The 26,067-nt window shown below is 65.2% G+C and carries 23 protein-coding genes; 12 read left to right on the top strand and 11 right to left on the bottom strand.

Annotated elements, in window-relative coordinates; all coding sequences use genetic code 11:
* Positions 1-78: 78 nt before the first annotated feature.
* Complete coding sequence (locus KMAL_RS05095) at positions 79-1,206, bottom strand: helix-turn-helix transcriptional regulator (protein ID WP_110094679.1); 1,128 nt, start codon at positions 1,204-1,206, stop codon at positions 79-81.
* Between the two features lie 268 nt (positions 1,207-1,474).
* Here KMAL_RS05095 and KMAL_RS05090 point away from each other — a divergent pair, with 268 nt between their 5' ends.
* A complete protein-coding gene (locus KMAL_RS05090; RefSeq protein ID WP_167400049.1) occupies positions 1,475-2,695 on the top strand; it encodes a Hint domain-containing protein in 1,221 nt (406 codons plus the stop codon).
* Here KMAL_RS05090 and KMAL_RS05085 read toward each other — a convergent pair.
* The gene (locus KMAL_RS05085; RefSeq protein ID WP_110094677.1) at positions 2,659-3,567 is read right to left on the bottom strand and encodes a DUF2272 domain-containing protein; all 909 of its coding nucleotides are present in this window, start codon (positions 3,565-3,567) and stop codon (positions 2,659-2,661) included. The two genes, KMAL_RS05090 and KMAL_RS05085, sit on opposite strands and share 37 nt — an antisense overlap.
* A 299-nt stretch (positions 3,568-3,866) precedes the next feature.
* On the opposite strand from KMAL_RS05085, the gene KMAL_RS05080 reads away from it, so the two are divergent.
* A complete protein-coding gene (locus KMAL_RS05080) occupies positions 3,867-4,883 on the top strand; it encodes an aldo/keto reductase (RefSeq protein WP_110094676.1) in 1,017 nt (338 codons plus the stop codon).
* Between the two features lie 60 nt (positions 4,884-4,943).
* Here the strand turns inward: KMAL_RS05080 and KMAL_RS05075 are convergent, their stop codons facing one another.
* Together KMAL_RS05075 and KMAL_RS05070 are read right to left on the bottom strand one after the other, a co-directional pair.
* Complete coding sequence (locus KMAL_RS05075; protein ID WP_110094675.1) at positions 4,944-5,345, bottom strand: hypothetical protein; 402 nt, start codon at positions 5,343-5,345, stop codon at positions 4,944-4,946.
* A 46-nt stretch (positions 5,346-5,391) separates the two neighbouring features.
* On the bottom strand, positions 5,392-7,110 hold the full coding sequence (locus KMAL_RS05070; protein WP_110094674.1) for a Na+/H+ antiporter: 1,719 nt from the start codon (positions 7,108-7,110) through the stop codon (positions 5,392-5,394).
* Between the two features lie 305 nt (positions 7,111-7,415).
* On the opposite strand from KMAL_RS05070, the gene KMAL_RS05065 reads away from it, so the two are divergent.
* On the top strand, positions 7,416-8,333 hold the full coding sequence (locus tag KMAL_RS05065) for a DnaJ C-terminal domain-containing protein (RefSeq protein WP_110094673.1): 918 nt from the start codon (positions 7,416-7,418) through the stop codon (positions 8,331-8,333).
* Positions 8,330-8,659 (top strand): chaperone modulator CbpM, encoded by a 330-nt coding sequence (locus KMAL_RS05060; protein ID WP_110094672.1) that lies wholly within the window; start codon positions 8,330-8,332, stop codon positions 8,657-8,659. Before KMAL_RS05065 ends, KMAL_RS05060 begins: the two co-directional genes overlap by 4 nt.
* Before the next feature lie 107 nt (positions 8,660-8,766).
* Here KMAL_RS05060 and KMAL_RS05055 read toward each other — a convergent pair whose 3' ends face one another.
* Positions 8,767-9,192 (bottom strand): hypothetical protein, encoded by a 426-nt coding sequence (locus KMAL_RS05055; protein WP_110094671.1) that lies wholly within the window; start codon positions 9,190-9,192, stop codon positions 8,767-8,769.
* Positions 9,193-9,562: 370 nt separating this feature from the next.
* On the opposite strand from KMAL_RS05055, the gene budA reads away from it, so the two are divergent.
* From budA to KMAL_RS05035, 4 genes are all read left to right on the top strand, one after another.
* The gene (budA, locus tag KMAL_RS05050) at positions 9,563-10,351 is read left to right on the top strand and encodes an acetolactate decarboxylase (protein ID WP_110094670.1); all 789 of its coding nucleotides are present in this window, start codon (positions 9,563-9,565) and stop codon (positions 10,349-10,351) included.
* Between the two features lie 94 nt (positions 10,352-10,445).
* The gene (gene alsS / locus KMAL_RS05045) at positions 10,446-12,137 is read left to right on the top strand and encodes an acetolactate synthase AlsS (RefSeq protein ID WP_110094669.1); all 1,692 of its coding nucleotides are present in this window, start codon (positions 10,446-10,448) and stop codon (positions 12,135-12,137) included.
* Between the two features lie 160 nt (positions 12,138-12,297).
* Positions 12,298-14,019, top strand: coding sequence for a D-lactate dehydrogenase (gene dld, locus KMAL_RS05040; RefSeq protein WP_110094668.1), 1,722 nt, complete (start codon positions 12,298-12,300; stop codon positions 14,017-14,019).
* A 253-nt stretch (positions 14,020-14,272) separates the two neighbouring features.
* The gene (locus KMAL_RS05035; RefSeq protein WP_110094667.1) at positions 14,273-15,967 is read left to right on the top strand and encodes an alpha-keto acid decarboxylase family protein; all 1,695 of its coding nucleotides are present in this window, start codon (positions 14,273-14,275) and stop codon (positions 15,965-15,967) included.
* Between the two features lie 257 nt (positions 15,968-16,224).
* Here the strand turns inward: KMAL_RS05035 and KMAL_RS17180 are convergent, their stop codons facing one another.
* Positions 16,225-16,464 (bottom strand): hypothetical protein, encoded by a 240-nt coding sequence (locus tag KMAL_RS17180; RefSeq protein ID WP_167400042.1) that lies wholly within the window; start codon positions 16,462-16,464, stop codon positions 16,225-16,227.
* Between the two features lie 40 nt (positions 16,465-16,504).
* On the opposite strand from KMAL_RS17180, the gene KMAL_RS05025 reads away from it, so the two are divergent.
* Positions 16,505-16,885, top strand: coding sequence for a GNAT family N-acetyltransferase (locus tag KMAL_RS05025; RefSeq protein WP_338043481.1), 381 nt, complete (start codon positions 16,505-16,507; stop codon positions 16,883-16,885).
* Between the two features lie 161 nt (positions 16,886-17,046).
* Here the strand turns inward: KMAL_RS05025 and KMAL_RS05020 are convergent, their stop codons facing one another.
* Positions 17,047-19,698, bottom strand: coding sequence for an AAA family ATPase (locus KMAL_RS05020; RefSeq protein ID WP_110094664.1), 2,652 nt, complete (start codon positions 19,696-19,698; stop codon positions 17,047-17,049).
* A complete protein-coding gene (locus KMAL_RS05015) occupies positions 19,695-20,837 on the bottom strand; it encodes a metallophosphoesterase family protein (protein WP_110094663.1) in 1,143 nt (380 codons plus the stop codon). Before KMAL_RS05015 ends, KMAL_RS05020 begins: the two co-directional genes overlap by 4 nt.
* Positions 20,838-21,062: 225 nt before the next feature.
* Between KMAL_RS05015 and KMAL_RS17175 the strand changes: the two genes are divergently transcribed.
* The gene (locus tag KMAL_RS17175) at positions 21,063-21,227 is read left to right on the top strand and encodes a hypothetical protein (protein ID WP_167400047.1); all 165 of its coding nucleotides are present in this window, start codon (positions 21,063-21,065) and stop codon (positions 21,225-21,227) included.
* Between the two features lie 149 nt (positions 21,228-21,376).
* Here KMAL_RS17175 and KMAL_RS05010 read toward each other — a convergent pair whose 3' ends face one another.
* A complete protein-coding gene (locus KMAL_RS05010; RefSeq protein ID WP_110094662.1) occupies positions 21,377-22,387 on the bottom strand; it encodes a phosphotransferase enzyme family protein in 1,011 nt (336 codons plus the stop codon).
* A 48-nt stretch (positions 22,388-22,435) separates the two neighbouring features.
* Complete coding sequence (locus KMAL_RS05005) at positions 22,436-23,917, bottom strand: carbohydrate porin (RefSeq protein ID WP_110094661.1); 1,482 nt, start codon at positions 23,915-23,917, stop codon at positions 22,436-22,438.
* A 290-nt stretch (positions 23,918-24,207) separates the two neighbouring features.
* On the opposite strand from KMAL_RS05005, the gene moaB reads away from it, so the two are divergent.
* A complete protein-coding gene (moaB, locus tag KMAL_RS05000) occupies positions 24,208-24,756 on the top strand; it encodes a molybdenum cofactor biosynthesis protein B (protein WP_110094726.1) in 549 nt (182 codons plus the stop codon).
* Positions 24,757-24,798: 42 nt separating this feature from the next.
* A complete protein-coding gene (locus KMAL_RS04995) occupies positions 24,799-25,371 on the top strand; it encodes a DJ-1/PfpI family protein (RefSeq protein ID WP_110094660.1) in 573 nt (190 codons plus the stop codon).
* Between the two features lie 102 nt (positions 25,372-25,473).
* Here KMAL_RS04995 and folE read toward each other — a convergent pair.
* A partial coding sequence (gene folE / locus KMAL_RS04990; RefSeq protein ID WP_110094659.1) for a GTP cyclohydrolase I FolE occupies positions 25,474-26,067 on the bottom strand: 594 nt, incomplete at its 5' end.

Here is a 26,067-nt window from a genome sequence, read left to right as displayed (position 1 = left end):
GCCCATGGGGCCAATGTGCCCCAATGCCCGCCCGAAACCAAGATGCCCGCCGCGATATGCCGCGAACGGGAATGCGGTTCATGATCGTGGCGGCGGGCATGCCGTGGGCAGGTCGCGCACGAAGGCGACAAGCCTGCCCTGGCTGTTCACGTCGAGCTTTTCATAGACGCTGCGCAGCATGGTGCGGGCATAATGGTCGGAAACGCCGATGTTCCGCGCCGCTTCCTTCAGGGCGAACCCGTTGGCGACCTGCTGCACGAGGCGGGCTTCGCTGTGGTTCAGGCCCAGCAGGCGCAGCGCGTCGGTCACGTCGGGCATGTCCGACCCCGGCCTGTGCAGCGCCAGCAGCGCCATCGCGCGCGCGGGGCGTGATCGTGTGTCCCGCCCGTCCGGCAGGAACGGGATCGCGCGTGCCAGCAGCGGCCGGCCCGACGGGCACGTCACCATGACGAAGCGTTCGGGGGGGGCGGCGTCGGGCGCGGGATGCAGCGCGTCATGCACCAGCGCGTCCAGTTGGCGTGCGCTGGCGCGGTGCGAACAGGTGATGCGCCCGTCGACATGGATCACCCCGTCGCCCAGCATGCGTTCCATGGCGTCATTCATGAACAGGACACGCCCGTCCTGCCCCACCACGGCGGTGGGATTGGGCAGGCGGGCGCACAGTTCGCGGAACCCGTGCGCCAGCACATTCGCCTGCTGCCCCGCGATGGACATCGAAAGCGCACGGCACACATGCTGCCCCAGCATCAGGCGCAGCCTGCGCTGTGCATCGGTTTCATGCGGCTGGCCAAGCGGGCGCTGGATCGAAAAGGCGAAATGCGGGCCGCTGGGGTCGGTGAAGTAAAAGCGGTTGGTCCTGCTGGCGTCGAACCTGTTCAGGAATTCCTGGTAATAGGGACTGCGGGCCATTTCCTCGTCACTGAGGAAGGAAATGTCCGAAACCTCCCCTTCCGGCAGGGGGTGTCCCGCCAGATGCGTCCGGTACGGGTCGTGCCGCCACATGTGGTTGTAATAGATATGGTCGGATTCGGGGACATGGGCGGACCCGAACCGGAGGCTTGAATCGTGCAGTTCCGTCGGGACGATCGCAGCCCCCACCCCGCCAATCAGGCGGGAGAGCGTATGCAGGGTGGGTTGCCAGAGACTGCCGTCAAGCGCGCAGCAGTAGATGTCGCCTATGACCGCATTTACGGCATCGGACAGCATTTGGCGGCACCTCTGCGGGGGGAAATCAAAGCCATGCGAATAAACGTATACACAATACAGCTTTTCACGTCGGTGTCCAGCCACATCCATGGGCTATCGCATACGGGTTCAACTGCGCATCCTGCATCCGGATAAAGGCGGTTTTATGGCGCGGCGCGGGACACGTTGGTGTGAGGGTTTCGCCAGTGCGGCGGGGGTGGCCCGGTTCCGGTCCCACGCACGCGCCACGCCGGCCGCCGTGAATGCAGCGACGAACGTGGGGAAGGTCATGACGTTTATCAGTCCGGCGATGGGGCAGCCGTTGCAGGTGCCCGGTGGGGGCGGCAGGTGTCGTGACCATGGCCGGCGCGACGGGATGGCGACGCATTGCCCGCCCCCGCCACCGGCCGTGCGGCCGGGCGCCATGGCGCGCATGGGCGAACTGGCCACAGGTTTCATTCCCGGCACGATGCTGCGCACGCCATCGGGGGATGTCGCGGTGGAAAACCTTGGGCCGGGGGACTGCGTGCTCTCGGCGTCGGGGGAGGTGCGGCGCATCCGCTGGATCGGCCTTGTCGCGGCGCACCCGCCCGCTGTCGCGCGGGCGGGGGCCTACCTTGTCCATGTCGCCGCCCATGCCTGCGCGCAGGGACGCCCCGCGCGTGACCTGCTGGTCCTGCCGGACATGGCCGTGGGGCAGTCCGTGCATGACGAGGTGCTGATCCCCGCGCGGGAACTGACCAATGGCGCGACGATCGCCACCATCCCCGGCGGGGTGATGGAATGCTGGGGGATCGTGCTGGACCGTGCCGCCGTCGTGCTGGCCAATGGCCTGCCGGTGGGGGTGGGCGTCGGCATGGCGCGGGCGCGCGCGGACGGCCTGCCACGGGTCCTGGCGCGTGGCCCGGTGGTTGCGGCGCGGCGCGCGGCCCTGGTGGGCCGGGCGCAGGACATGGGCTGGCGTGTCAGCACCTGCATGGACGTGCATGCGATGGTTGACGGCCGCCGGCTGCATGGCGACGTGAAGGGCGGGGTGGCATGTTTCATCTTTCCCGCCACCGCCCGGCATGTGCGCGTGATGTCACGCACCTTTGTCCCGGCGGACTGGGCCGCCTGTGACGACCGGCGTGCGCTGGGCCTTGCGGTGCGGCGGATCAGCCTGGGCGACGGGATGCGCATGGCGGCGCTTGACCTTGCCGACCCGCGCCTTGCCCCGGGCTTCCATGCGCCGCTGCATCCTGACGCCACGGACGGGGCGGAGGGGCATGCGTGGCGATGGATGAAGGGGCGGCTGTCGCTGCCATGCGCGCTGTGGCATGCGAACAATGCACGGGCGCACGGGCGGGAGGTCATGCTGCGTATCGAATTCGATGCCACCGCCAGCCAGTGCTGGGTCCTGCCCGTGGCGCCGACGCGCATCTTCCGCCCGGACGCCGCCGCAACGCGGCCCGCGCGCAGCCATGGCGGCCAGGCCTATGGCGCGTTTGGCGACGCCCCGTCCGCGTCATAGAGGACCTGCAGCACGACACACCACGGGTAACGCGGATCGACACTGCCGCCGCGACGGCTGGACAGCCGCCCGTGCCGGTCCACCGGCACATGCGTCATGGACACGGCGTCATCCACGTTGCCGCCGATGATGCTGATCTGGTGGCCGAAGGGCGGGGCGTTGTCATCCATCGCCACCACAAGGCCGCAATGCGCGGGGAAGGGGTTGGCCGTGGGCAGGTTGGCGAAACGCACCGCCCGACTGGCCCCGCGCCCGACGCAGATCAGGTCGCCAAGCCGCGGGGCATAGGTGTCGGGATTGCGCGCCCGCACGCCTTTTTCCGTATGGGCGGCGGCGGCGTTGATATAGGTCGCGTGGTTGGGGGAATAGGCGAAGCGGTCATTCGCCCCCGCCACGCGCATCACATAGGAAATGAACGCCGCCGACCAGGCATAGGTGCCGTCATGGACGAAATCCGTGACCTGCCCGTTTTCATCATGCTTGCCGGTCCATGCGCTTTCCTTCTCGCCGGGGTCCTGGCCGATCCACCAGTATTCGCCCACGCGCTGCCACATCCCGGCGGTGCGTTCGGGCTTGACCGCGGCGATGGTGGGTTCGGGGCGCTGTTCGGGGTCGTCGTCGCTGACGGGTTGGCCGAACATCCGCCATTCGCGCAGGGCGATGGCGATGGTGTTCTGCCGCGTGAAGGGTTCAAAATTTCGTGTGGCGAAATCGGGCACGTGCGTATCGGCCGCCAGAGGCCCCGCCCCGTTCGGGTATTGCGCGACCGGTGTGCGCGCAGGATGCGGGCGGGGGGTATGGGCACAGGCCCCAAGGGCGATGAGGGGCAGCAGAAAGGCAATCTTGCGCGGCACGCGGGGTTTCTCCTCCATCGGGTACGGCGCGGCGGCGTCGCCCGTTCTCCTTCCTGCATACGGCGCGATGCCCGATGCGAAAAGGGGGCAGGCACCGGCCGGGTGGCGGAAACCACCGCCTTGCGATCATGCGTGAAAGGCCCAACTCTGTAACACGGGGCGCGTCGGGTGAAATCCGGCCCCGCGCCATGGGGCAGGGTTCCGCCGGGCCGCCCGCAGGGAACCAGCACGGGATCACCGCGCCCTGGCAATGCCGCTTTGCCGCGGTCATTGCGGCAGGGTGCGCCAGTCCCGGCATTGCATGAAAGGAACACCGCATGACAGGCGAAGCAGACAGCGTGGCGAATACGGCGGATACGCTGACCATTCCCGGCCTGAAGCGGCCGGTGGCGCGTATCGCGCTGGGCACGTGGGCGATTGGCGGATGGATGTGGGGCGGCCCCGATGACCGCCAGGCCATCGCCACGATCCACGAGGCGCTCGACGTCGGGATCGACCTGATCGACACGGCCCCCGTCTATGGCTTCGGCCATTCGGAGGAAGTGGTGGGCGAGGCCCTGTCCGGCGGCCGCCGCGACAGGGTGGCGATCGCGACCAAGGTCGGCCTCGACTGGCATGACGACCACAAGCCGTTCCGCAACACGTCCGCCGCGCGGATCAACAAGGAAATCGAGGATTCGCTGCGTCGGCTGCGCACGGACCATATCGACCTCTATCAGGTCCACTGGCCCGATACCGCTGTGCCGATGGAGGAGACGGCCCGCGCATTGGAAAAGCTGGTGACGCAGGGCAAGGTGCTGGCCCTTGGCGTCAGCAATTTCAGCATCCCGCAGATCGAGGAGTTCCGGAAATTCGCGCCTCTGTCGGCCATCCAGCCGCCCTATAACCTGTTCGAGCGCGAGATCGAGCGCGACATCCTGCCCTATGCCATCAGGAACCGGCTTGCGGTGCTGGCCTATGGCCCGCTGTGCCGGGGACTGCTGTCGGGCCGCATGACGCCGGAGACGAAGTTCGGCAGCGACGACCTGCGTGGCAGCGACCCGAAATTCCAGCCGCCGCGCTTTGCGCAATATCTGGCGGCGGTGGACGCGCTGCGCGATTTCGCGCGTGAACGTTATGGCAAGTCGCTGCTGGCGCTGGCGATCCGCTGGGTGCTGGACCAGGGGCCGACCATCGCGCTGTGGGGCGCGCGCAAGCCGGAGCAGATCGCGGGCGTGCGCGATGCGCTGGGCTGGAGCCTGACGGAACAGGACCGCAAGGATATCGACGCGATCCTTGCGCGCACGGTGCGTGACCCGGTGGGGCCGGAATTCATGGCGCCTCCGGGCCGGTAAGGCCCGCAGGGGGCCGGGCGCCGTCCCTGTTTGCGCAGGTTTGCGCAGGGGCGGCGTCCGTTACCTGATATTGTCGTCGCCGCCCATGTCCCCCCCGGCCGAGAGCGACAGCGAACGCCATGCCCCGTGCGAGACCATGCACTGTGCATAAAAACGCCGGTGGTCGGTGCGGTTCATCGACATCTGCTTGGCCGTGGTGGTGGCGTACATCCCCATGGCCGACGTCGTCTCGCACACCTGCGCGGTCTTGATGTATTCGGGGCTTTTCTTGTCCTGAACCGGCTCATACCCCGTCACGTTGCCATAGGGGGAGGGCGCATGCGGGCGGTGCGGGATGTGGAAACTGTGGTCGCGCGCCTGCGCGCCCCCCGCAAACGCGACCGTTGCGGCAAGCATCGCCGCCATGGCGGGGGCCAGTCCCCCCATGCGGCGCAGGCGGTGGAACAACTGGGTCTTGGGCATCCACGGGTCTCCTTTTCGCTCCCGGCGCAACCGGCCGTTCCCGGGGTCAGTGCGCGGTGGCATCCGTTTCCTCCCCCGCCTGCCGGGGCAGGGAGTGTGCCTCGATCTGGAGTTCCTGCTCGATGAAATCAAGCTCCTGGTTGATGGTGGCCTCCGTCTCGTCATTGATGCGGCGCTGCATCACGCGCAGGTGCAGGCGTTCGCGCATGTGGCGGATGACATGGAAGCGCAGGGCCAGTTCCGCGCGTTTTTCGCGGATGGCCGTCGCCCGGATGCCGCTTTGCGATGCCGCGGAATTGTCCAGCCGCTTCAGCGTGTCCTGATATTCGTGCAGAAGGCGTGAAATCGCCTCCTGCTTCAGGTCCACCGCCTCCTCGTCCGTGTCGTGGTCGATCTCGTGATGCGCCAGCGCCGCCTGTTCGGCATGCAGCGTCTGCACCGCCGTCTGCGCCAGTTCGATGCGCATCGCGTCGAGTTCGCGTAAGGAGGGATCGTCCTCGTCCATCTGCATGCCCGCCATCAGCGCCGGCATCGTCGCGCTGGCCAGCACGAGCGAGCATATGATGACCCCCGCCGCCAGCGTGACAAGCAGGTCGCGCCCCGGAAAACCGGCCGATGTCGCGGTCGCGATCGGCAGCGACAGGATCGCCGCCAGCGTGATCGCCCCGCGCGTGCCCGCCACCGTCATGATCAGCACCGTGCGCGCCGACGTGATGACCGTCTGGCGGTGGCGCACATGCGCGAACAGGCGGCGCGCGGTGATGGAGATCCAGATCCAGATGAAGCGCATCGTGCTCATGGACAGCTGGATCGCGATGATGGCCAGGATCAGGAACCACGGCGACACGCCCCCCTGGCGGGCGATGCGCGCGCCCTCGGTCACGAGGTCGGGCAACTGCAGGCCCAGCAGCAGGAAGATCACCGCGTTGAAGGTGAAGTTGACCATGTCCCATACGGTCGTGGCCTTCAGGCGGGTTTCGGTCCGCGCCTCGTTCATCACGCCGGTGAACTTCACCGTCATGCCCCCCGCCACGGCGGCAAGGATGCCCGAGCAGTCCGCCGCATCCGCGATCAGGTAGATCGCGAACGGCAGCATCATCGCCAGCGTGATGTGCGTCGGCGGGTCGTCATAGCCCCGCACCAGCAGCACATGTTCCGCCCGGCACGCCGCCCATGCGATCAGCACCCCCATGACGATGCCGCCCGCCGACATGAACATGAAGCTGCCCAGCGCCTGCTGGAAGGAGAAGATGCCCGTCATCGCCGCCGCCACCGCGAATTTGAAGCACACCAGCCCCGATGCGTCGTTGAGCAGCGCCTCTCCATGCAGGATATGGACCACGCGGGCAGGGGCGCGCCCGCCCTCGATCATGCTGCCGACCGACACCGCGTCGGTGGGCGACATCACGGCGGCCAGCGCGAAGGCGGCGGGCAGGGTGATGGGCGGGATCATCCAGTGGATGAAATACCCGCACCCCAGCGTGGTGAACACCACAAGGCCGAGTGCGAGCGTGATGATGACATTGCGCAGCTCCCCGAACTCACGCATCGGCATGCGATAGGCGTCGGCATACAGCAGCGGCGGGATGAACAGCAGCAGGAACATGTCGGGGTCGAACCCGATCTTCAGCCCCGCAAGCGCTGCGATGGCCCCGATCGCGATCTGGATCAGTGGAAGCGGGACGGGAATGCGGCCGATGCGTGAAATCAGGCTGCTGATTCCACTGACGGTCAGTAATGCCAGCGTAAGAAAGACGACATGCATGTTGGGGGGATATCTTCTGTATTGGTATTTTTATTGATACAATAAAATAATACCGTTGCGAAGTAAAACAACAAAAGATTTATTTTCCCTGCGGCCTGAGATGTTATTTTCATCTACCTGATATGCACCCGGCAGTATTCTGCACCATGGGCATGCGCTTTTGCCCGCGCCCTTCATTGACCGGGGCGCATGGGCTTCCCATTATCATGATATGAATGGCCATCAGGCAGGCAGGGCGGGGCCGGCCTGCCGCGCGGCCCACACCGAAACATGCTTGGCCCGACCCGGAGGAATGACACCCAACCGTGAGTAAAGATCCATACGAGGTACTTGGCGTGGCGCGCACCGCCAGCCAGGACGAAATCCGCAAGGCCTACCGCAAGCTGGCCAAGAAGCACCACCCTGACCTCAACCCCGGCGACAAGGCGGCGGAAGAGAGCTTCAAGGCGGTGGGGGCGGCGCATGCGCTGCTGTCCGATGAGGAAAAGCGCGCGCGCTTCGACCGTGGCGAAATCGACGCCGACGGGCAGGAACGCGGCTTCCCCGGCGGTGGGGGCGGGTATCGCCGCCATGCCGAAGGCGCGCAGGGCCATTTCTATGGCGGCGGCCAGTTTTCCGAAGATGACCTTGGCGACATCTTCGGCGGCATGTTCGGGCAGCGCGGGGGCTTCCGCCGCCGTCCGCAGGGCCCGATGAAAGGGGAGGACCGCCAGTACGCCCTGACCGTCAGTTTCCTTGATTCCGTCAATGGCGGCACGTCGCGCGTGACCCTGCCCGGCGGAGCGACGCTGAACGTGAAGATCCCGCCGGGGATCGAGGACGGGCAGGTCCTGCGCCTGCGCGGCAAGGGGGATGAAGGCTATCAGGGCGGGCCTGCGGGCGATGCGCTGATCACCATTTCCATCGCCCCCGACCCGGTTTACACGCGCGATGGCAATGACGTGCGCTCCAGCCTGCCGATCGACGTGAAGACCGCCGTCCTTGGCGGCAGCATCACGGTGCCGACGCCGGCCGGCCCGGTGAAGATGAACGTGCCGCCCCATTCCGACACCGGCAGCGTGCTGCGCCTGCGCGGGCGCGGGGTCAAGGCGCATGGCGGGCAGGAGGCCGGCAACCTGTACGTGAAGCTGCAGGTCACGATCGGCAAGACCGACAAGGCGTTCGAGGACTTCCTGAAATCATGGAACCCCGAAGGGAGCAATAACGGGGATGGCGCGTCATGATCACCTTTGAAACCCTGTGCGTCAGGGTGGGCGGTGTCCCGGCGGAGGAGATCCAGCACTGGATCGACAGCGAATGGCTGCGCCCGGAGGGCACGCGGGGCCATTACCTGTTCCGTGAAATCGACGAGGCCCGCGCCATCCTGATCCGTGAACTGCGCCACGACCTTGGCGTGAACGAGGAAGGGGTGCCGATCGTGCTGTCGCTGCTTGACCAGCTTTATGCGTCGCGCCGGCAGATGCTGCGCCTGCGTGAGGCGTTGAGCATCCCGCGTGAAAATGAACTGCGCAGCAAGCTGCGTGGCCTGCTGGCGATGATGCCCGACTGACCCTGGCGGCAAGCCCGCGAAACCCACGAAAAACCCCGGCCATGCACTGCATCGCCGGGGTTTTTTCATGTCCGGATGTCTGTGGGGACACTATACTCCCACGGGCATCAGTCCGCGCGGCTGAGCGGCAGGTTCATGACCTGTCCCGGCTTGGCGCCCTTCATCTTCAGTTCGGCGCTGTTCTCCGACGTCAGGGTGAAGGTGACTTCCGGGTCGTTGTTGACGGAGTGCAGCGTCGTGCCATTGACCTGCCGCAGCACGAAGGTGCGTCCGACAAGGCCGGTAAGCTTCTCCAGTGAGGCGGGCAGCTTCATGGTCAGCGGCGTCACGCCGCCTGCGGGCTTGCCTGCCGTGATCGTCACCGGCTCAAGTCCGAGGGACGACCACGGGCCAAGGAAGTCGGCCGTGGGACGGGCGGCCTGCGTGGCCTGGGGGGGCGCGGCGGGGGCCGGTGCGGCAAGGGCCTGCGCCCCGGCGCCAAGCAGCCCGGACAGCATGAGGGCGGAGGCGGCAATGCGGAGTGGCTTTGTCATCGGGTATCCAGTTTTCAACGTCGTTATTGCCCCAACAATGGCGGCCGCGCGGCCATCGGGCAAGGCGGCATGTCGGCCCCGTCGTGGCGCGGTCCGGGGGCGTCGCGCGAATATTTCCGCACCCGGTATCCGCAGATGGCGGGGGATTGCGAATATTTGCGTTTTACATGGTTTTTTCATGCGCGCTGCATCCGCAATGGCCGCCGGGGCGGGGAGGGGGCGTGGGATATGCCATATGTTTGATATATGGAAAATGGCATAAATATATATTGGACGATTGGGTCGGGCTGCCTCACCATCTGCGCACACAAGGAATTATCCGGCGCCCGACCCGCAGGCGGCCGCCGTGATCTGATGCGGGAGACATGGTTTGAAACTCAGATGCCAATCGGTCGGTGAGATCGATTCCCGGTCTGGCGCGCTTGGTGGCGGCGCCGACCTCGGCCCCCGTCGCAACCGGCTGTACCAGACGTCCACCATGGCGGCGCTGCTTGACGCGGTCTATGACGGGGAAACCACGCTCGACGAACTCCTGATGCATGGCAATTTCGGCCTTGGCACGTTCAACGCGCTCGATGGGGAGATGATCGTCAACGACAGCGTCATCCACCAGTTCCGCGCCGACGGGCAGGCCGGGCGCGTGCCCGGTTCGCTCAAGACGCCGTTTGCCTGCGTGACCTTCTTCCAGCCGGAGAAGGAATACGTGATCGACACGCCGTGCGACAAGGAAGGGTTCGAGGAGATCGTCAACCGCCTGGTGGACAATCCCAACCTGTTCGCCGCCGTGCGCTTTACCGGCCTGTTCGAGAAGGTGGAGACGCGCACCGTCTTCTGCCAGTGCCATCCCTATCCGCCGATGCTCGAGGTCGTCAGCCGCCAGCCGACGATGCAGCTTGGCTCTTCCTCCGGCACGATGCTCGGCTTCCGCACGCCGCCCTACATGCAGGGCGTCAATGTCGCGGGCTATCACCTGCACTTCCTGACCGAGGACGGCAGGCGTGGCGGCCATGTGACCGACTACCGCGTGAAGCAGGGACGCCTGGAGGTGGGGATCATCTCCGACGTGGAAATCCAGCTTCCGCGTACCGAGCAGTTCGCCAAGGCAAACCTGACGCCGGAAAACATCCACGAGGCCATTCGCGTGGCAGAAGGCGGTTAAGGCGGGGCGCGTCCCCATCCTTTACTGTATTCATCCGTAAATCGCGCCCTGCCACATGCAGGCCGGGCGCACCCGTTACAGGAATAACGGTCATATGACAGACAAGGCAGGATCGGCCGCCACGCAGTGCGGGGCCGAAATGATTGTGCGCAACCTGGTCGAACATGGCGTGACGCATGTTTTCGGCATCCCCGGGGCAAAGGTCGACCGCCTGTTCGATGCGCTGGTCGACTCCCCGATCGAAACGGTTGTCACCCGCCATGAACAGAATGCCGCATTCATCGCTGGCGGCATCGGGCGCATCACGGGCAAGGCGGGTGTCGCCATCGCGACCTCCGGGCCGGGGGCGTCGAATTTCGTGACCGGCCTTGCCACCGCCAATTCCGAAGGCGACCCGGTGCTGGCGATCGGCGGCGCGGTGAAGCTGGCGGACCGGCTGAAGCTGACGCACCAGAGCATGGACACCGTCGCCATGTTCCAGCCGATCACCAAATACAGCGCGGAAATCACCTCCCCCAACGCGGTGTCCGAAGTCGTCGCCAACGCCTTCCGCTTTGCCGAGCAGGGACGCCCCGGCGCCGCCTTCATCAGCACGCCGATGGACATCCTGTCGATGCCGGCCTCCGGCCCGGTGCTGGCGGGTCGTCCGCTGCCGGATGCGGGCGCCGCCGCCGACGAGGCCGTGGCGGAAGCCGCGGCCCTGCTTGAAAAGGCGCAGCGCCCGGTCATCCTGCTGGGTCTGCTGGCCAGCCGTCCCGACGTGGCGCAGGCCGTGCGCGGCCTGATCGCGCGCACCGGTGTTCCGGTCATCGGCACCTATCAGGCGGCGGGCGCCGTGTCGCATGACCTTGCCGACCGTTTCGGCGGCCGCGTCGGCCTGTTCCGCAACCAGCCGGGCGACCAGTTGCTGCATGAGGCCGATGTCGTCATCTCCATCGGCTACAACCCGATCGAATATGATCCGTGGCTGTGGAACGTCGATGACGCGCGCCGCATCGTCCATGTCGATGTGGTGGCCGCCGAACTCGATACCCATTACGTGCCGGCGGTTGAACTGATCGGTAATGTCGCGGCCAGCGTCGCGGCGCTGACGGCGAAGGTGGGCAAGCTGGCGCGCGCCACGACGCTGGAGGAAATCCTTGGCGACTACCATGCCAAGCGCCGTGGCGACCTGCTGGAGGCGCGCAGCACCAGCAAGACGGCGGTCCATCCGCTGCAGATCGTGCGCGAACTCGAAAAGGTCGTCACCCCGGATGTGACGATGTGCCTCGACATGGGGACGTTCCACATCTGGCTGGCGCGTTACCTGCTGTCGTTCCGTGCGCGCCAGATGCTGATCAGCAACGGCCAGCAGACGATGGGCGTCGGCCTGCCGTGGGCGATTGCCGCAAGCCTGATCAACCCGGCGCAGAAGGTCATTTCCGTGTCCGGCGATGGCGGGTTCATGATGTCGTGCATGGAGCTGGAAACGGCGGTGCGGCTGAAATGCAACATCGTCCACCTTGTCTGGGTCGACCAGCAGTACAACATGGTGGAGATGCAGGAGCGCAAGAAATACGGCCGTGGGTCGGGCGTTGATTTCGGGCCGATCGACTTTGCGATGTTCGCGCGTTCGTGCGGTGCGCAGGGGATCGCAATCCGCAGTGCCGATGAAATCGCGGGCGCGCTGCGCACGGCAATGGAGGCCGAAGGGCCGGTCGTCATTTCCATCCCGGTCGATTATTCGCACAACCACCTGCTGATGGAACCGCTGGCGCGGCTGGGCGAGACGTCCGCCGCCGCCTGATGCCGGGCTCCATGGACATGGAGCCTCGGCGTTTTATACCTGTCTGGACATGCGTCGGACGTGGCACACTGCACGGTGTGCCTGCGTCCGCGCACGGCCTGCGGCATGTCGCGGGAAGCGTGCGCGTGGCGTTTGTGCATGACAGGAGATTTCAAGAAGAATGCTGACAATGGCGCATGATACATCCGCAAGCCAGTTGATCGACACGTTCCGCACGATCGTGGGCAACGGGCATGTCCTGACCGATCCGGGGGCGACGCTGCCTTTCCGCCGCGGGTTCCGCTTCGGGCAGGGGCGCGCCCTTGCCGTCGTGCGCCCCGGCTCCCTTGTGGAGCAGTGGCGCGTGCTGCAGGCCTGTGTGAAGGCCGGCGTGATCGTGATCATGCAGGCCGCCAATACCGGCCTGACGGGCGGGTCGACCCCGGATGGCGACAAATATGACCGTGATGTCGTCATCATCAACAGCATGCGCATGCGCACCATCCACCTGATCGGTGGGGGAAAGCAGGTCGTCTGCCTGCCGGGCGCGACGCTGGACCAGCTTGAAGGCATGCTCCAGCCGCTGGGGCGGGAGCCGCATTCGGTCATCGGTTCGTCGTGCATCGGTGCGTCCGTCTTTGGCGGCGTTAGCAACAATTCCGGCGGCGCGCTGGTGCGCCGTGGCCCGGCCTATACCGACATGGCGCTGTATGCGCAGGTCGATGCGGCGGGTGAACTGCACCTGGTCAATCACCTCGGCATCGACCTCGGCACCGATGCGGAGGAGATCCTGGCCAGGGCCGAACGGGGCGAATTCCCCGATGCCAGCATCAACTGGAACGCCGGGCGCGGCCATGATGACGATTACGCCCGCCATGTGCGCGACATCGACGCCGATACGCCCGCGCGCTACAACGCCGACCTGCGCCGCCTGCACGAAGGGTCGGGCTGTGCCGGGCACCTCGGCCTGTTCGCCGTGCGCCTTGACACGTTCGAGGCGGAGAAGAACCCCGTCGTCTTCTATATCGGCACGAACCAGACCGATGTGCTCGAGGACCTGCGCCGCCATGTGCTGGGCTCGTTCTCGGAACTGCCGATCGCGGGGGAATACCTGCATCGCGATGCGTTCAACATCGCGGAGAAGTATGGCAAGGACACCTTCGTCATCATCCGCATGCTGGGCACGCGCCGCCTGCCCGCGCTGTTTGCGATGAAGGCGAAGTTCGACCGCCTGTTCGACCGCATGGGCTTCATGCCGTCGCACTTTACCGACCGGTTCATGCAGTTCCTGAGCCACTTCTTCCCCAATCACCTGCCGCGCCGCATGCGCGATTACCGTGACCGTTTCGCCCATCACCTGATGCTCAAGGTCAGTGCGTCCGGCGCGCAGGAGGCACGGGACTTCCTGACCAGTCATTTCGCGAAGAACGAGGGCGAATTCTTCGAATGCACCCCGGACGAGGGGGCGAAGGCGTTCCTGCACCGCTTTGCCGCGGCGGGGGCCGCCGTCCGGTACCGTGCGGTCCATCCCCGCACGACGGAGGACATCGTCGCCCTTGACGTCGCCCTGCGCCGCAATGACCGTGAATGGTTCGAGGTGCTGCCCGACGACATCGACCGCGAGATCATCGTCAAGCTGTATTACGGGCATTTCCTGTGCCACGTGATGCACCAGGATTACGTGGTGCGCAAAGGCAACGACTGCATGGACCTTGAACATCGCATGCTGCCGCTGCTGGACCGTCGCGGGGCGCGTTACCCGGCGGAGCATAATTTCGGGCACCTGTATGCAGCACCCGATGACGTGCGTGCGCATTACCAGCAGCTTGACCCGTGCAACTGTTTCAATCCCGGCATCGGGCAGGCGACCAAGCGCAAGAACTGGGTCGCCGAAAGCGTCTAGCGCCCCCGCCGGGCCAAAGGTTCGTTCACAGCGGTTGTTGGAGGGAATGTTTCGGGAGCCTGCCAAGGAAAGCAAAAGAAGTTTTTGGGTGCCGCCTTTTTTCAAAAAGGCGGCGTCTTCCGAAGTTTTTTCGATCAAAAGCTTCACCAGAAACTTTCATTCTTTTTGGTAAAGGTTTGTTCTGGGACATTCTTCCATGTGGTCGCATGATCCATCATGTGGTCATCCGCAATAAAAACGGAGGGACACGAACATGGCCTATACTGTCGGACATTACCTTGGCGACCGCCTTGCCCAGATCGGGCTGAAGGACCACTTCGCGGTTGCCGGGGATTACAACCTTGTCCTGCTTGACCAGCTTCTGGAAATTGACGGGCTGCGGCAGGTCTATTGCTGCAATGAGCTGAACTGCGGGTTCAGTGCCGAGGGTTATGCCCGCGCGAACGGCGCGGGTGCGGCTGTCGTGACCTTCAGCGTCGGTGCGCTGTCGGCGCTGAACGCGATTGGCGGGGCCTATGCCGAAAACCTGCCGGTCATCCTGATTTCGGGCGCGCCGAATTCGAACGATGTCGGCAGCGGCCATATCCTGCACCACACGATCGGCACGCCGGATTATTCCTACCAGCTTGATATTGCAAAGCGCCTGACCTGTGCGGCGGTATCCGTCACCTCCGCGACCGAGGCGCCGGCCCTGATCGACCACGCGATCCGTACGGCGCTGCGGGAAAAGAAGCCCGCCTATATCGAGATCGCGTGCAATGTCGCCGCCCAGCCCTGCGTGCGGCCCGGCCCGGCCAGCGCGGTGCTGGCTGAAATGCCATCCGACCCCGCGAGCGTGGCGCAGGCGGTGGATGCGCTGACCCGCTTTATCGACAGTCGCAAGAAGCCGGTGCTGCTGATCGGCAGCAAGCTGCGCGCGGCGGGGGCCGAGGCCGCCGCCATTCGCCTGGCGGACGCGCTGGGCTGTGCCGTGGCGACGATGGCCGCGGCCAAGAGCTTCTTCCCCGAAGACCATCCCGGCTATGTCGGCACGTTCTGGGGTGATGTCAGCAGCCCCGGCGTGCGGCAGATCTTTGACTGGTCGGATGGGATCATCGCGCTGGCCCCGGTCTTCAACGACTATTCCACCGTGGGCTGGACCGCGTGGCCGCGTGGCGAGAATGTCGTGGTCGCCGACGGGCGGCATGTGAGTGTCGAGGGCGTGGCCTATGACGGCATCCATCTGCGCGATGTGCTGGATGGCGTGACGAAGGCGTGGGATGGGCGTCCGAAAAAGGATACGACGGTCACGGAATTCCGCCGTATCCACAAACCTGCCGCCCCGGTTGCGTCGGCCGATCCCGCCGCCCCGCTGGTGCGTGCGGAAATGGCCCGCCAGATCAGCGGTGTGCTGACCCCGCAGACCAGCCTGATCGCGGAGACCGGGGATTCCTGGTTCAATGCCATCCAGATGAAGCTGCCGCACGGTGCGCGCGTGGAACTGGAGATGCAGTGGGGCCATATCGGCTGGTCGGTGCCCGCCACGTTCGGTTATGCCGTGGCGGCGCCGGAACGTCGCATCGTGCTGATGGTCGGTGACGGGTCGTTCCAGTTGACGGCGCAGGAAGTGGCGCAGATGGTGCGCCTGAAGCTGCCGGTGCTGATCTTCCTGGTCAACAACCGTGGTTACACCATCGAGGTGCAGATCCATGACGGGCCGTACAACAACGTCAAGAACTGGGATTATGCGGGCCTGATGGAAGTCTTCAATGCCGAGGACGGCAAGGGCCTTGGCCTGAAGGCGACGACGGGTGGCGAACTGGCGCAGGCGATTGAAAAGGGGCTGGCCAACCGTGAAGGCCCGACCCTGATCGAATGCACCATCGACCGCGATGACTGCACCAGCGACCTGATTTCGTGGGGCCGCCGCGTGGCCAACGCCAACGCCCGCCCACCCGAAGACCGCTAACCTATAGAAGTTTTCGGTAAAGCTGTTTCCAGAAAGCTTCAGACAACGCCGCCTTCCTGAAAAAAGGCGGCATCCGGAGACTTTGATTCTTCATCAAGGATCGAAAAACTGGGGGAGGGGGCCATGTGCCTCCTCTTTCTTTATGGACATGCAGGGTCACGGGACCATGCCCGATCCGTCCGCCGCGCGGTTCCGACGGGTCTATCGGCCTGATATGGAGGTCCATATGTTCGATGCCGGTCCCATGTCGTGCGCCCTTACTGCGTTTCCATTTCGCCATGTCCCCATGCACGCATCCTGTTCCACAGGGAGCGGAGTGCGTGGCGGCGGTTGTGACCGGTGTCTTCGGGGGCGTGCGATGGCGGGGCCTTCGTCGTCGTGCGTGCCGCAACCATGACGAGGATGACGATGACGATCGAAATCAGGGAAGCCTCGGTTTCGGATTCCCGTTGCGTGCTTGAAATGAAGCGTAAACTTGATGGCCAAACGCGCTTCATGATGTTCGAACCTGATGAGCGTTCTATGGACGTCGAGGCAATGAAGGCAGAAATAGCGCAGCTTCGTGCCGCAGACAACTCCGTCCTCCTGCTGGCTTTTGCGCGGGGGACGGGCGTGCCGGTTGGCTTTGTCGAGGTCACGGGGGGCAGTTTCCGCCGCAATCGCCATGTCGGCAGCCTCGTGATCGGGATATGTGCCGCCCATACCGGCATGGGCATCGGGACGGCGCTGCTTGGCGCGTGCGGGGACTGGGCGCGGGCGCATGGGCTGGGTCGGCTGGAACTGACGGTCATGGTGCATAATGACCGGGCGATCCGCCTGTATGAAAAAAGCGGCTTTGTGGTGGAGGGACGGCGCGTTGCGGCGTTGATGGTCGATGGGGTCGCGGTGGATGAATATGTGATGGGGCGGGTGCTGTGAGGGGAAGGGTCTTCTTTTTCTGGAGAAAAAGAAGCAAAAAGACTTTTATTAATTTACTTCATGAAAAATGCTATAATTCCGAACAAATTAGCTATTATAAAAAATATATGAAGTAATAAAAGTTTTTGGGTGCCGTCTTTTTTCAAAAAAGCGGCGTTCTTTTATGCGCCTGCGGTCTCCACGCTCAACCGCCGCGCGCCCAGCCCTGCAAACTGTTCCGACCGGCATGTAAGGATGATGATCTGCAACCGGCGCGACATTTCCGTCAGGATATCGAACATCTGCTCCATCCGGCCGCTGTCGGAAAATGTCAGCGCGTCATCCAGCACCACCATCGCCTGCTGCCCGCGCGTATGCAGCAGGTCCGCCATGCCCAGTCGCGCCAGCACCGCGATCTGTTCACGCGTGCCATCGGACAGGGTATCGAATTCCTCCGCCGTGGCGCGTGTGATGCCGGTGATCGAGAAATCGGTCCCCAGCGTCACCTGTGCACGGGGGAACAGTCCGCGCAGGGCAGGCTCCATCGCGCGCGTCAGCGGGGCAAGATACTGCTCCGTCGCATCCTGCGCCGTTGCCGCCAGCGTATCGGCCAGCAGCGTCAGGATCTCCACCTGTCGCGCGCATTCGGCACGTTCGCGCGCATGCCCGTCACGCAGGCGTTCATGTTCCGCGATCCGTTCATCCAGCCCGTCGCCCTCCGCGATGCCGATGCGGCCCGACAGGGCGGCGATGTCCTGGCGCAGTTCGCCCACCTCCGTGCGCCGGTTCTCCAGCGTGCGCTCAAGGCGGCTGATGCGGGCATCGACCATGGCCTCGTCCTCGTCGGGACGGTCGGCCTCGCACGCGCGCAGCGCGCCTTCGGCGGTGTCGCGGGCGGCCTGTGCCTCCTGATGGCGGGTGGCAAGGGTGTCATCCGGCTGTGCCATGCGTTCGCGCGTCAGTTCCAGCGTCAGCCGGTCAAGCTGCTGCTGCGCCTGTTCCAGTTCCGTGCGGTGGCGTGTCAGCATGTCGCGGGCCTGCCGGGCTTCGCCATCGGGGGACAGCAGGGCTGCGCGGGCGGCCTCCACCTGTGCTTCGGCGGTGCCCAGGGCGTCCTGCACCTCGGCCAGCGGGGGCAGGGCGGCGGCGTCGGGGTCCTGCGCGACAGAGGCGAGCAGCCGGTCAAGTTCCATGACCCGCGCCCTGGCCGCCGCCAGCGCCGCCGCCGGGTCGGTCATGTCGGCGGACAGCAGGTGGGCCTGCATCTTGCGGGCCTCGCTCACGGTGCGTTCGGCCTGCTGGCGCGTGACATGGGCCTCCAGCGCCGCGGTCATGTCCGCACAGCCCGCCTGCGCCAGAAGGGCGGCCAGCGCATCGCGCGCCTGCGTGCGGGCCTGCAGGGCGTGCGCGTGGTCGTCCGCGCCGGGTGGGGTGATACGGATGTCGCCAATGCCGGGGATGTGGAGGAGGGTTGCGGCGGTGATTTCAAGTTGCGTGCCCGACAGGGGCGCGCCGTTGATGCGGACCTGCCCCGCGATGTCGGGCCGCAGGCTGAATTCGATGCGGGCCGCCTGTTCGCTGTAACGTGCGCTGGCGCGGTCAGCCGTGCGTTCCGCCTGGCGCAGGCGGTTCATCATGGCGTCATCGACACGCAGCGTCGCAAGGTGAAGCTCTGCCTGCGCCACCTGTGCTGCCGCCTGTTCCAGCCGTGTGACAAGGGTGGTCGCGTCCGCCTGTTCACGCTGCCATGCGCTGGCCTTTTCGCGCTGGCTTGCGCGGCGGTGCATCTCCTGCGCGGCCTGCAGGCGCACCGTCGCGGCCTGCAGGTCATGCCGGCGCGCGGCCGTTGCCTGCTCCGCACGGTCGCAGCGCTGCTGCGCGGCGTCCATGGCCGCGCGCAGTTCGTCCGTGCGTGCGCTCAGGCGCTGGCGTTCGGCCTCCATCGTCGCGCGGCGGGTAATCGCGTCATGGGCAATGGCCAGCCTGCCATGTGCAAGCTGCACCTCCGCCCGCGCGGCCTTCAACCGGGCCGCGTGCTGGTGCAGGCGGTCGCGGTCGCGGCGGGCCTGCATGAGGTCGGCGGTTTCCTGCTCATGCCGGGTGGCGTCATCGGCATGGTGCAGCAGGCGGCGCTTTTCGGCCAGGGTCTCGATATCGTCCTCAAGCGCGCGGCGGCGCTCCAGCAGGCGCGTGATCTCCGCACTGGCGGCCTCTTCCTCCTCGATCGCGGCCTTGTAGCGTCCCTTCGGCCTGCCGCGCCCGTCGAGCAGGACGGCACGTTCGTCACGCACCATCGCCAGCAGCCGCGTGGCCTCCGCGCCGCCGGTGATGTTGCCGAGTTCCCCCTCAAGGCAGGCGGTCAGCGCGTCGCTGGCCCGGCCGGACAGTTCGGGCTGCTTCAGGCTGTCGCCCTGCGTGACCCACAGCGCGCTCCAGACGCCGCATGCCTCGCCACGGCCCTGCGCCTCCAGCCCCATGATGTCCTGCAGCTTCTCTTCGGCATCGGCATTGGAAAAAGTCTCGTCCCCGACCCGCAGGCTCATGCCCGCGCGTGACAGGAAGCGTTTTTCAAGGTGGCAGGCAATGTTGCCGATACTGAAATCCACATTCACGATTGGCCCCGCGGCCTGGTCGGAGAAGGGGCGCAGTTCCTTGACCTGCCTGCCGGTGCTGGAATAGCGCCACATGAACGCCGCCCGCAGGGCCGCCAGCAGCGTGGACTTGCCGAATTCATTGCGCGCCGCCAGCACGTTCAGCCCCGGCCCCAGCCCGCACAGCTGCGTGGGGGCCACGAATTTGCGCACGTTGGTGACATTCAGCCCATGCAGGATCATGATGCCGCTCCCTTCCGGCTGTCCCCCGCGCCGACCATCAGCGCAAGGCGTCGCAGGGCGGCGGTGGCGATGTCGCGCTGTTCCTCCGGCCCTTCGCCCGCGCGTTCCGACAGGATGGCGGCGGCCGCGCGCACCGCCCCGGTTCCGAACAGGTCGAGGTCGTCCGCATGGGGCAGCAGCGTGGGTTCCCCATCGACGCGCAGCAGCCGCAGGGCGGAGCCAAGCGCGTCGAGCATGTCCTGGTAGGCCTGCAGCCCCTCCAGCGACAGAGCACCGCGCACCGACAGCCAGACGAGCACGTGGCCTGCCTCCTGCGGGTCAATGTTGCGCAGGCGGTGTTCCAGGGCGGCGATATCCTGCTCCTGCGTCAGGGTGGCGCTGTCACGGTGCCAGACGAAGCGGCCGACCCGGTGGGACGTGACCTCCGGCCGGGCGTTGGGACCGGCAAGGTCCACCACAAGCGCATGGCCGCCGCCATCGCCGCCACGGTCGAACCCGTCGATTTCGGGCGTGCCGCTGTACCATGTCCGCTCGTCGATGCGCTGCTGCCCGTGCCAGTCCCCAAGGGCAAGGTAGGACAGGCCCGCGCGCCGGGCGCGGTCGATGGCGATGCGGTTCTGCACCTCGTCACTGCCGAAGTCACGCACCGACCCGTGCGCCAGCCCGACGCGGATGACGCCGGCGGGCGTTTCGGCCGAATCCATGTCCGCCGTCGGGTCGGTCGCGACATGGCGGCGTTTCAGGCCGCCGGGAATGACCCATGCGGCGCCGGCCGGGTCCATGGGGGCGGGCCGGCCATCAAGGTGGGCGACAATGTTGTCCGGCAGGCCGATGGCGTGCAGCCGGTCCCAGATGCCGCCGGGCACGTTGGGGTCGTGGTTGCCCGCGATCAGGTGCCAGCACAGGTCGGGAAACTGGCGCATGCGCTCGATCGGCTGGCGCAGGGTACGGTCCACCGGGATTTCATGGTCATAGATGTCGCCCGCCACGACGACGGCCTGCGCGCCGTGTTCGCGGGCCAGGCGCCCGATGCGGCCTATGACCTCCAGCCGCTGGTCCTGCAGGACGGATTGCGTGCTGTCATCGGCAAAGCGGAAGACCTTGCCGACCTGCCAGTCGGATGTGTGAACAAAGCGCATGGATGCGATTATCACCCGCCATTACCCGGCCACAAGGCGCAGCGGAGGGGGGATGCGGGAGTAAACGAAAAAGTGATCCAAAAGGTGCAGATAAATTCAAACTATGGCCTTGCTGCCTCAATCTGGTCATATATGACGATTAGGTAATAAATCATTCGATGCGACGGACCACTGTCGCGATGCCCCTGCTTCGGCACAGTTACGGAACCCGAAACGATGCCTTCAGTGACTGAGACGCTTATCAACACCTCTTCCCATTCCGGCGCGAACGGCCTGTCTTCCGACGATACGACCGCGCGTTCGCAGAATGTCCGCTCCATTCACCTCAGCCATCGCCGCGCGCTGCTCGATTATGCCCGCACGCTCGACTGCGCTGCTGAAACGGCCTGATTTTCCCCACGCCGGGGAAGCGCCCTGCCGGAGTATGAATACCATCCGCGCCCGGGCGGGTGAATGACATGGATCATGCTTGCGATCACGGGCATAGGATTGCCGGTCATCGCCGTTATCATGGACAGGGCTGGTGAAGCGGGCGCGGCCTATGCCCCGACCCGCCGGGCAAGGCGCCCGTCAAGGTAGTCGCGGCACAATGTCACGCACCGGGCGTTCCAGTCCGGGCCAAGGCTGCGCACCTGTTCCGTATGGGCGTGTGACGCCCCCCATGCCAGAAGCTGCACCCGGCGCTGCGTAATCAGCGCGGGCAGGACCGAGATGTCGGCGTCCCCCACATGGCTGACGGTTTCATACCCCCGCAGCCAGTGCGTGACCCAGTGCGGCATGCGGGGATGGTCCTCGAAGAAACTGAGCGCCGCGGCAAGGTCCTGCATGAACCAGCTGAAGCCGCAATCGTCAAAATCAATGATATGCGTGCGCTCCCCCGCGATCAGCAGGTTCGCCAGCCGCAGGTCCGCATGGATCAGGCCGAAACGCGCCGCATCCTCGCCATAGGCCGCAAGTTCCGCGCCAGCGCGCGCCATGGCATGGGCAACCGTGTCGCGTGCGCCTTCATCCAGCCCGTGCGCCGCCTGCCACTGTCCCCATGCCGCATCCGGCCCGACCATGGTGGCATGCGTCCACGCCTTGCGCCGGAAGTCCCGTGGCCTGTCCCATGCGCGGCTGTGGCGGTGCAGGTGCGCGGTGATGCGGCCAAGGCGCGCGAAGCTGCCGGGGTCGATGTCGGGCGTGGGTTCGACGCCGTCGATCCAGTCGAACATCACTACATGCCGTCCCGGCATTCCTGCGGTGCCGACATGATGCAGCCGTTCCCCATCCATCGCGCATATGGGACGCGGCACCTGCAGGCCCGCGTCATGCAGGCTGTCGAGCCATGCCAGTTCGCTGCGGATTTCCGTGGCGTCATGATATCCGGGACGGTGGACGCGCAGGACGCGGTGCCCCCCGCCCGGCAGGTCGATGCGGTAGGTGGCGTTTTCCGACAGGCACAGAAGGCGCGGCACGCCGCGTTCGGCCGGGGGATAAAGGGCCATGGCGGCATGGGCGATCGCGCAGGGACTGTCCGCGCGGGAAAGGGAAGGGACGACATCACTCATGATGCCGCCCTTCCTACAGCCTTGTGCGCGGCAGCGCGATGGGGCGCGTTACAGGATGCAGTTGAACTGCAACGCCATCACGGCGGCGTCGTGGTAGGTCGTGGTGCCGCCGGGGCGGTTGATATACTGGAAGTCGGGCTGGAAGCTCATGCCGCGTGCCGCATGGATGTTGTAGAACAGTTCATACACATCCTCATGCGTCTGGATGCCCCACGCCTGTCCCCACTGGTTCGACAGCAGCGGCTGCCCCGTCAGCATGGAGGCTTCCTGCTGCAGCACCGAAGAGCGGCTCATTTCGAAATAGTGGAACATCGCGCCCATGGTATCGAGCGGCCGGCCCCATTTCGCGCCGGTTTCGATCATGCCCGCCCACGCATGCTGCTTCATGGCCGACACCTTGCCGGAGGTATACATGTAACCCGCCATGCCGATCAGGCCGTTCGTCGGCCCCTTGCCATTGCGCACGAACATCTGGTCCGCCTGGAACCAGGCCGTGCTGACGCCCGATTCCTTGCGGAAGGGGCGGCCGGTGATCACCGCCGAATTGCCGTCGATGTCCTGGAACAGGTCGTTGTACTGCGAATTGTCATAGCCATAGCCCGCCTTGTAATGACCGGCGAGGTGATGGCGGCCGAATTCCGGCAGCCAGCCGATTTCCACCGGGGTGGAGAAATGCCCAAGCCCGCTCTGCGCCCAGGACCAGCCGGAGATGCCGCCGTTATAGGCATGGGGCGAGACGGCGAACATCGACGCCATGATATAGGTATCGACCGTCGGCATGACGCGCATCACGACGCCAAGGTTGCCCGACGGCCAGTCGCGTCCGCCGGGGACATACTTGCCGGGCGCGGGATTGCCGCAGATCGACACGTTCATGAAGTTACAGAACAGCGGTGACGCGGCGAAGAAGCTGCCGACCGGGATCCAGCCCGCGCTGATGTCGAGCCGGTTATGGAACAGCGACTGTTCGGCATACATGTAGACCAGATGGGCCACGACGTTACCACGCGCGCCATAGATCTGCTGCACCCCGCCAAGGGAATCGTGGATGTATTCGGTGCTGAGGTTCGTGCCATGGCCGTTGACGATCATGGTGTGGGTCCAGAAATTCTTCAGCCCCGCCAGACGGTTCCAGTCGATGTCGATTTCCACGCCCGTCTGCCCCGCGTCGGTGACGCCCTGCTTGGCGCCGCCGCGGAAGTTCCCGGCCAGCTCCTCATGCTCGTCCGCGGCGATGTGGATGCCGTGGCGCACCAGCCACGGCTGCAGGCCAAGCCAGCTTCCGAAGAAATGCTGGTCGCCATAGGGGGCGCTGAAGAACTGTCCCGGGTCCTGGGCCCAGGCGGACTGCGTGCGCCGTGCGTTGGCGGCCACCATCGGCTGGGTGCCGATTCCACCCATGCTGTCGCCCGGTATGGCCTGCGCCATGGCCGGGTCCCGACCGGCGACAAGCACAAGAAAAGACAGCACGATGGGGGCAAGAAAGAGTGGAATTATCCTGATCATCCGCGCATTCGTAGCATATTTCATATTGGAGATGAACCTTGGACAATAGATTTTATGAACATTTATTTAGTATGAAATAATATGATGCGTATTCTCATGCAACTGATGAAAATCAAAAATATTGCGTTGTTACAAAAGAGATAATTTTTTGTGCGATGCACAAACAATCAGTAAAGTTATTTCTGGACTTCCGCTTTAGGTGGTTTCTACAGGTATCTTTCCCGGTAATCTTTTCGCGATGTCATGGCGCGCCGTTCCCCCGCAATGACAGATCGAGATTGACGAATGGTGTGCACGGGGGCGAAGATCGCGCCATGTCACGACTGGATATGAACAAGCCCTTCCTGCCGGTCCGCATCGCGGTGATGACGGTCTCCGACACGCGTACCCCTGCGGATGACCGTTCCGGCGACATCCTTGCCGAACGGATCACGGCGGCGGGCCATCACGTCGCCGCGCGTGCGATCGAACCTGACGATGCGGATGCGATTGCGGCACGCCTTGCGCAATGGATCGCCGATCCGCAGGTTGACGTGGTGATTTCCACCGGCGGCACCGGGGTGACGGGCCGCGACGTGACGCCGGAGGCATTCGAACGTGTGATCGACAAGCGGATCGAGGGCTTTGGCGAACTGTTCCGCATGCTGTCATACCAGAAGATCGGGACCTCCACGATCCAGTCGCGCGCCTTGGCCGGGGTGGCGGACGGGACTTACCTGTTCGCGCTGCCCGGTTCCACCGGGGCGGTGCGCGACGGCTGGGACGACATCCTTGTCTGGCAGCTCGACAGCCGCCATGTGCCCTGCAATTTCGTCGAGCTGATGCCGCGCCTGCGCGAACACCTGCCGCCGGGCCATGACTGACACCCGCATGTCGCCCGCGACACCAAGGAAAGGGCTTCGGAAATGACGAAAAAACTCCTCCTCCTCGCCGGTGACTATGTCGAGGATTACGAGATCATGGTCCCGTTCCAGGCGCTGGGCATGCTGGGATATCAGGTCGACGCGGTCTGCCCGGACAGGAAGAAGGGCGAGCATGTCCTGACCGCCATCCATGACTTTGAGGGTGCGCAGACCTATAGCGAAAAGCCCGGCCACCGCTTTGCCCTGACCGCGACGTTCGCGGACGTGCGGCACGAGGATTATGCCGGCCTGGTCATTCCCGGTGGCCGCGCGCCGGAATACCTGCGCCTCAACCCGCAGGTCATTGCTCTGGTGCGTGCATTCGCGGACCGGCCGATTGCCGCGATCTGCCATGCGGCGCAACTGCTGGCGGCGGCGCGGATCATTTCCGGGCGCAGGGTTTCGGCCTATCCCGCCTGCCGTCCCGATGTCGAACTGGCGGACGGGATCTTTGCCGATATCGCCATCGACGCCGCCGTGACCGATGGCCTGCTGGTGACGGCCCCGGCCTGGCCTGCCCATCCGGCATGGCTGGCGCAGTTCGTCGCCGTGCTGGGCGCGCGGGTCGAGATCTGATCAACGGATAAAGGTTTTTGGTGAAGCTTTTCCCAAAAAGCTTCAGAGGGCGCCGCCTTTTTGGAAAAAAGGCGGCACTCCAAAAACGTCTTTGACTGGACTTTACACCCCGCCCGTAACGCCGGGACGGTTCAGGATCGACAGGAATTCCCGCCGCGTGTCGGAATTGCTGCGGAACGTGCCCAGCATCCGGCTGGTGACCATCGACACGCCGGGGCGGTGCACGCCGCGCGTTGTCATGCACTGGTGCGAGGCCTCGATCACCACGCCCACGCCGCGTGGCTGCAGGACTTCGTTGATGGTGTTGGCGATCTGCGCCGTCATGCGTTCCTGTATCTGGAACCGCCGGGCATAGGCATCGACCACGCGCGCCAGCTTTGAAATGCCGACCACGCGCTTGCGCGGCAGGTAGGCGACATGCGCCACCCCGATGATGGGCACCATGTGGTGTTCGCAATGGCTTTCAAAGCGGATGTCACGCAGCAGCACCATCTCGTCATAATCCTCGACCTCGGAAAAGGTGCGGGTCAGGAGGTCGACCGGGTCCTCGGCGTAGCCGCAGAAGAATTCCTCGTACGAACGCACCACGCGCGCCGGCGTGTCATGCAGCCCTTCGCGCCGGGGGTCTTCGCCGGCCCAGCGCAGGAGCGTGCGTACGGCATCTTCTGCCTCCTCACGCGTGGGGCGGGGGGGCGG

The sequence above is a fragment of the Novacetimonas maltaceti genome, from assembly GCF_002906255.1.
Taxonomy (GTDB): domain Bacteria; phylum Pseudomonadota; class Alphaproteobacteria; order Acetobacterales; family Acetobacteraceae; genus Novacetimonas; species Novacetimonas maltaceti.
Note: the sequence above shows the minus strand (reverse complement) of the source record. Positions and strands in the feature narration are given on the sequence as shown.

What these genes read in the sequence shown, in the direction of transcription:
- KMAL_RS05095 (WP_110094679.1), bottom strand. Translation starts at nt 1,206, where the DNA reads ATGCTGTCCGATGCCGTAAATGCGGTCATAGGCGACATCTACTGCTGC.
- KMAL_RS05090 (WP_167400049.1), top strand. Translation starts at nt 1,475, where the DNA reads ATGACGTTTATCAGTCCGGCGATGGGGCAGCCGTTGCAGGTGCCCGGT.
- KMAL_RS05085 (WP_110094677.1), bottom strand. Translation starts at nt 3,567, where the DNA reads ATGGAGGAGAAACCCCGCGTGCCGCGCAAGATTGCCTTTCTGCTGCCC.
- KMAL_RS05080 (WP_110094676.1), top strand. Translation starts at nt 3,867, where the DNA reads ATGACAGGCGAAGCAGACAGCGTGGCGAATACGGCGGATACGCTGACC.
- KMAL_RS05075 (WP_110094675.1), bottom strand. Translation starts at nt 5,345, where the DNA reads ATGCCCAAGACCCAGTTGTTCCACCGCCTGCGCCGCATGGGGGGACTG.
- KMAL_RS05070 (WP_110094674.1), bottom strand. Translation starts at nt 7,110, where the DNA reads ATGCATGTCGTCTTTCTTACGCTGGCATTACTGACCGTCAGTGGAATC.
- KMAL_RS05060 (WP_110094672.1), top strand. Translation starts at nt 8,330, where the DNA reads ATGATCACCTTTGAAACCCTGTGCGTCAGGGTGGGCGGTGTCCCGGCG.
- KMAL_RS05055 (WP_110094671.1), bottom strand. Translation starts at nt 9,192, where the DNA reads ATGACAAAGCCACTCCGCATTGCCGCCTCCGCCCTCATGCTGTCCGGG.
- alsS (WP_110094669.1), top strand. Translation starts at nt 10,446, where the DNA reads ATGACAGACAAGGCAGGATCGGCCGCCACGCAGTGCGGGGCCGAAATG.
- dld (WP_110094668.1), top strand. Translation starts at nt 12,298, where the DNA reads ATGCTGACAATGGCGCATGATACATCCGCAAGCCAGTTGATCGACACG.
- KMAL_RS05035 (WP_110094667.1), top strand. Translation starts at nt 14,273, where the DNA reads ATGGCCTATACTGTCGGACATTACCTTGGCGACCGCCTTGCCCAGATC.
- KMAL_RS17180 (WP_167400042.1), bottom strand. Translation starts at nt 16,464, where the DNA reads ATGAAGCGCGTTTGGCCATCAAGTTTACGCTTCATTTCAAGCACGCAA.
- KMAL_RS05025 (WP_338043481.1), top strand. Translation starts at nt 16,505, where the DNA reads ATGAAGGCAGAAATAGCGCAGCTTCGTGCCGCAGACAACTCCGTCCTC.
- KMAL_RS05020 (WP_110094664.1), bottom strand. Translation starts at nt 19,698, where the DNA reads ATGATCCTGCATGGGCTGAATGTCACCAACGTGCGCAAATTCGTGGCC.
- KMAL_RS05015 (WP_110094663.1), bottom strand. Translation starts at nt 20,837, where the DNA reads ATGCGCTTTGTTCACACATCCGACTGGCAGGTCGGCAAGGTCTTCCGC.
- KMAL_RS05010 (WP_110094662.1), bottom strand. Translation starts at nt 22,387, where the DNA reads ATGAGTGATGTCGTCCCTTCCCTTTCCCGCGCGGACAGTCCCTGCGCG.
- KMAL_RS05005 (WP_110094661.1), bottom strand. Translation starts at nt 23,917, where the DNA reads ATGAAATATGCTACGAATGCGCGGATGATCAGGATAATTCCACTCTTT.
- moaB (WP_110094726.1), top strand. Translation starts at nt 24,208, where the DNA reads ATGTCACGACTGGATATGAACAAGCCCTTCCTGCCGGTCCGCATCGCG.
- KMAL_RS04995 (WP_110094660.1), top strand. Translation starts at nt 24,799, where the DNA reads ATGACGAAAAAACTCCTCCTCCTCGCCGGTGACTATGTCGAGGATTAC.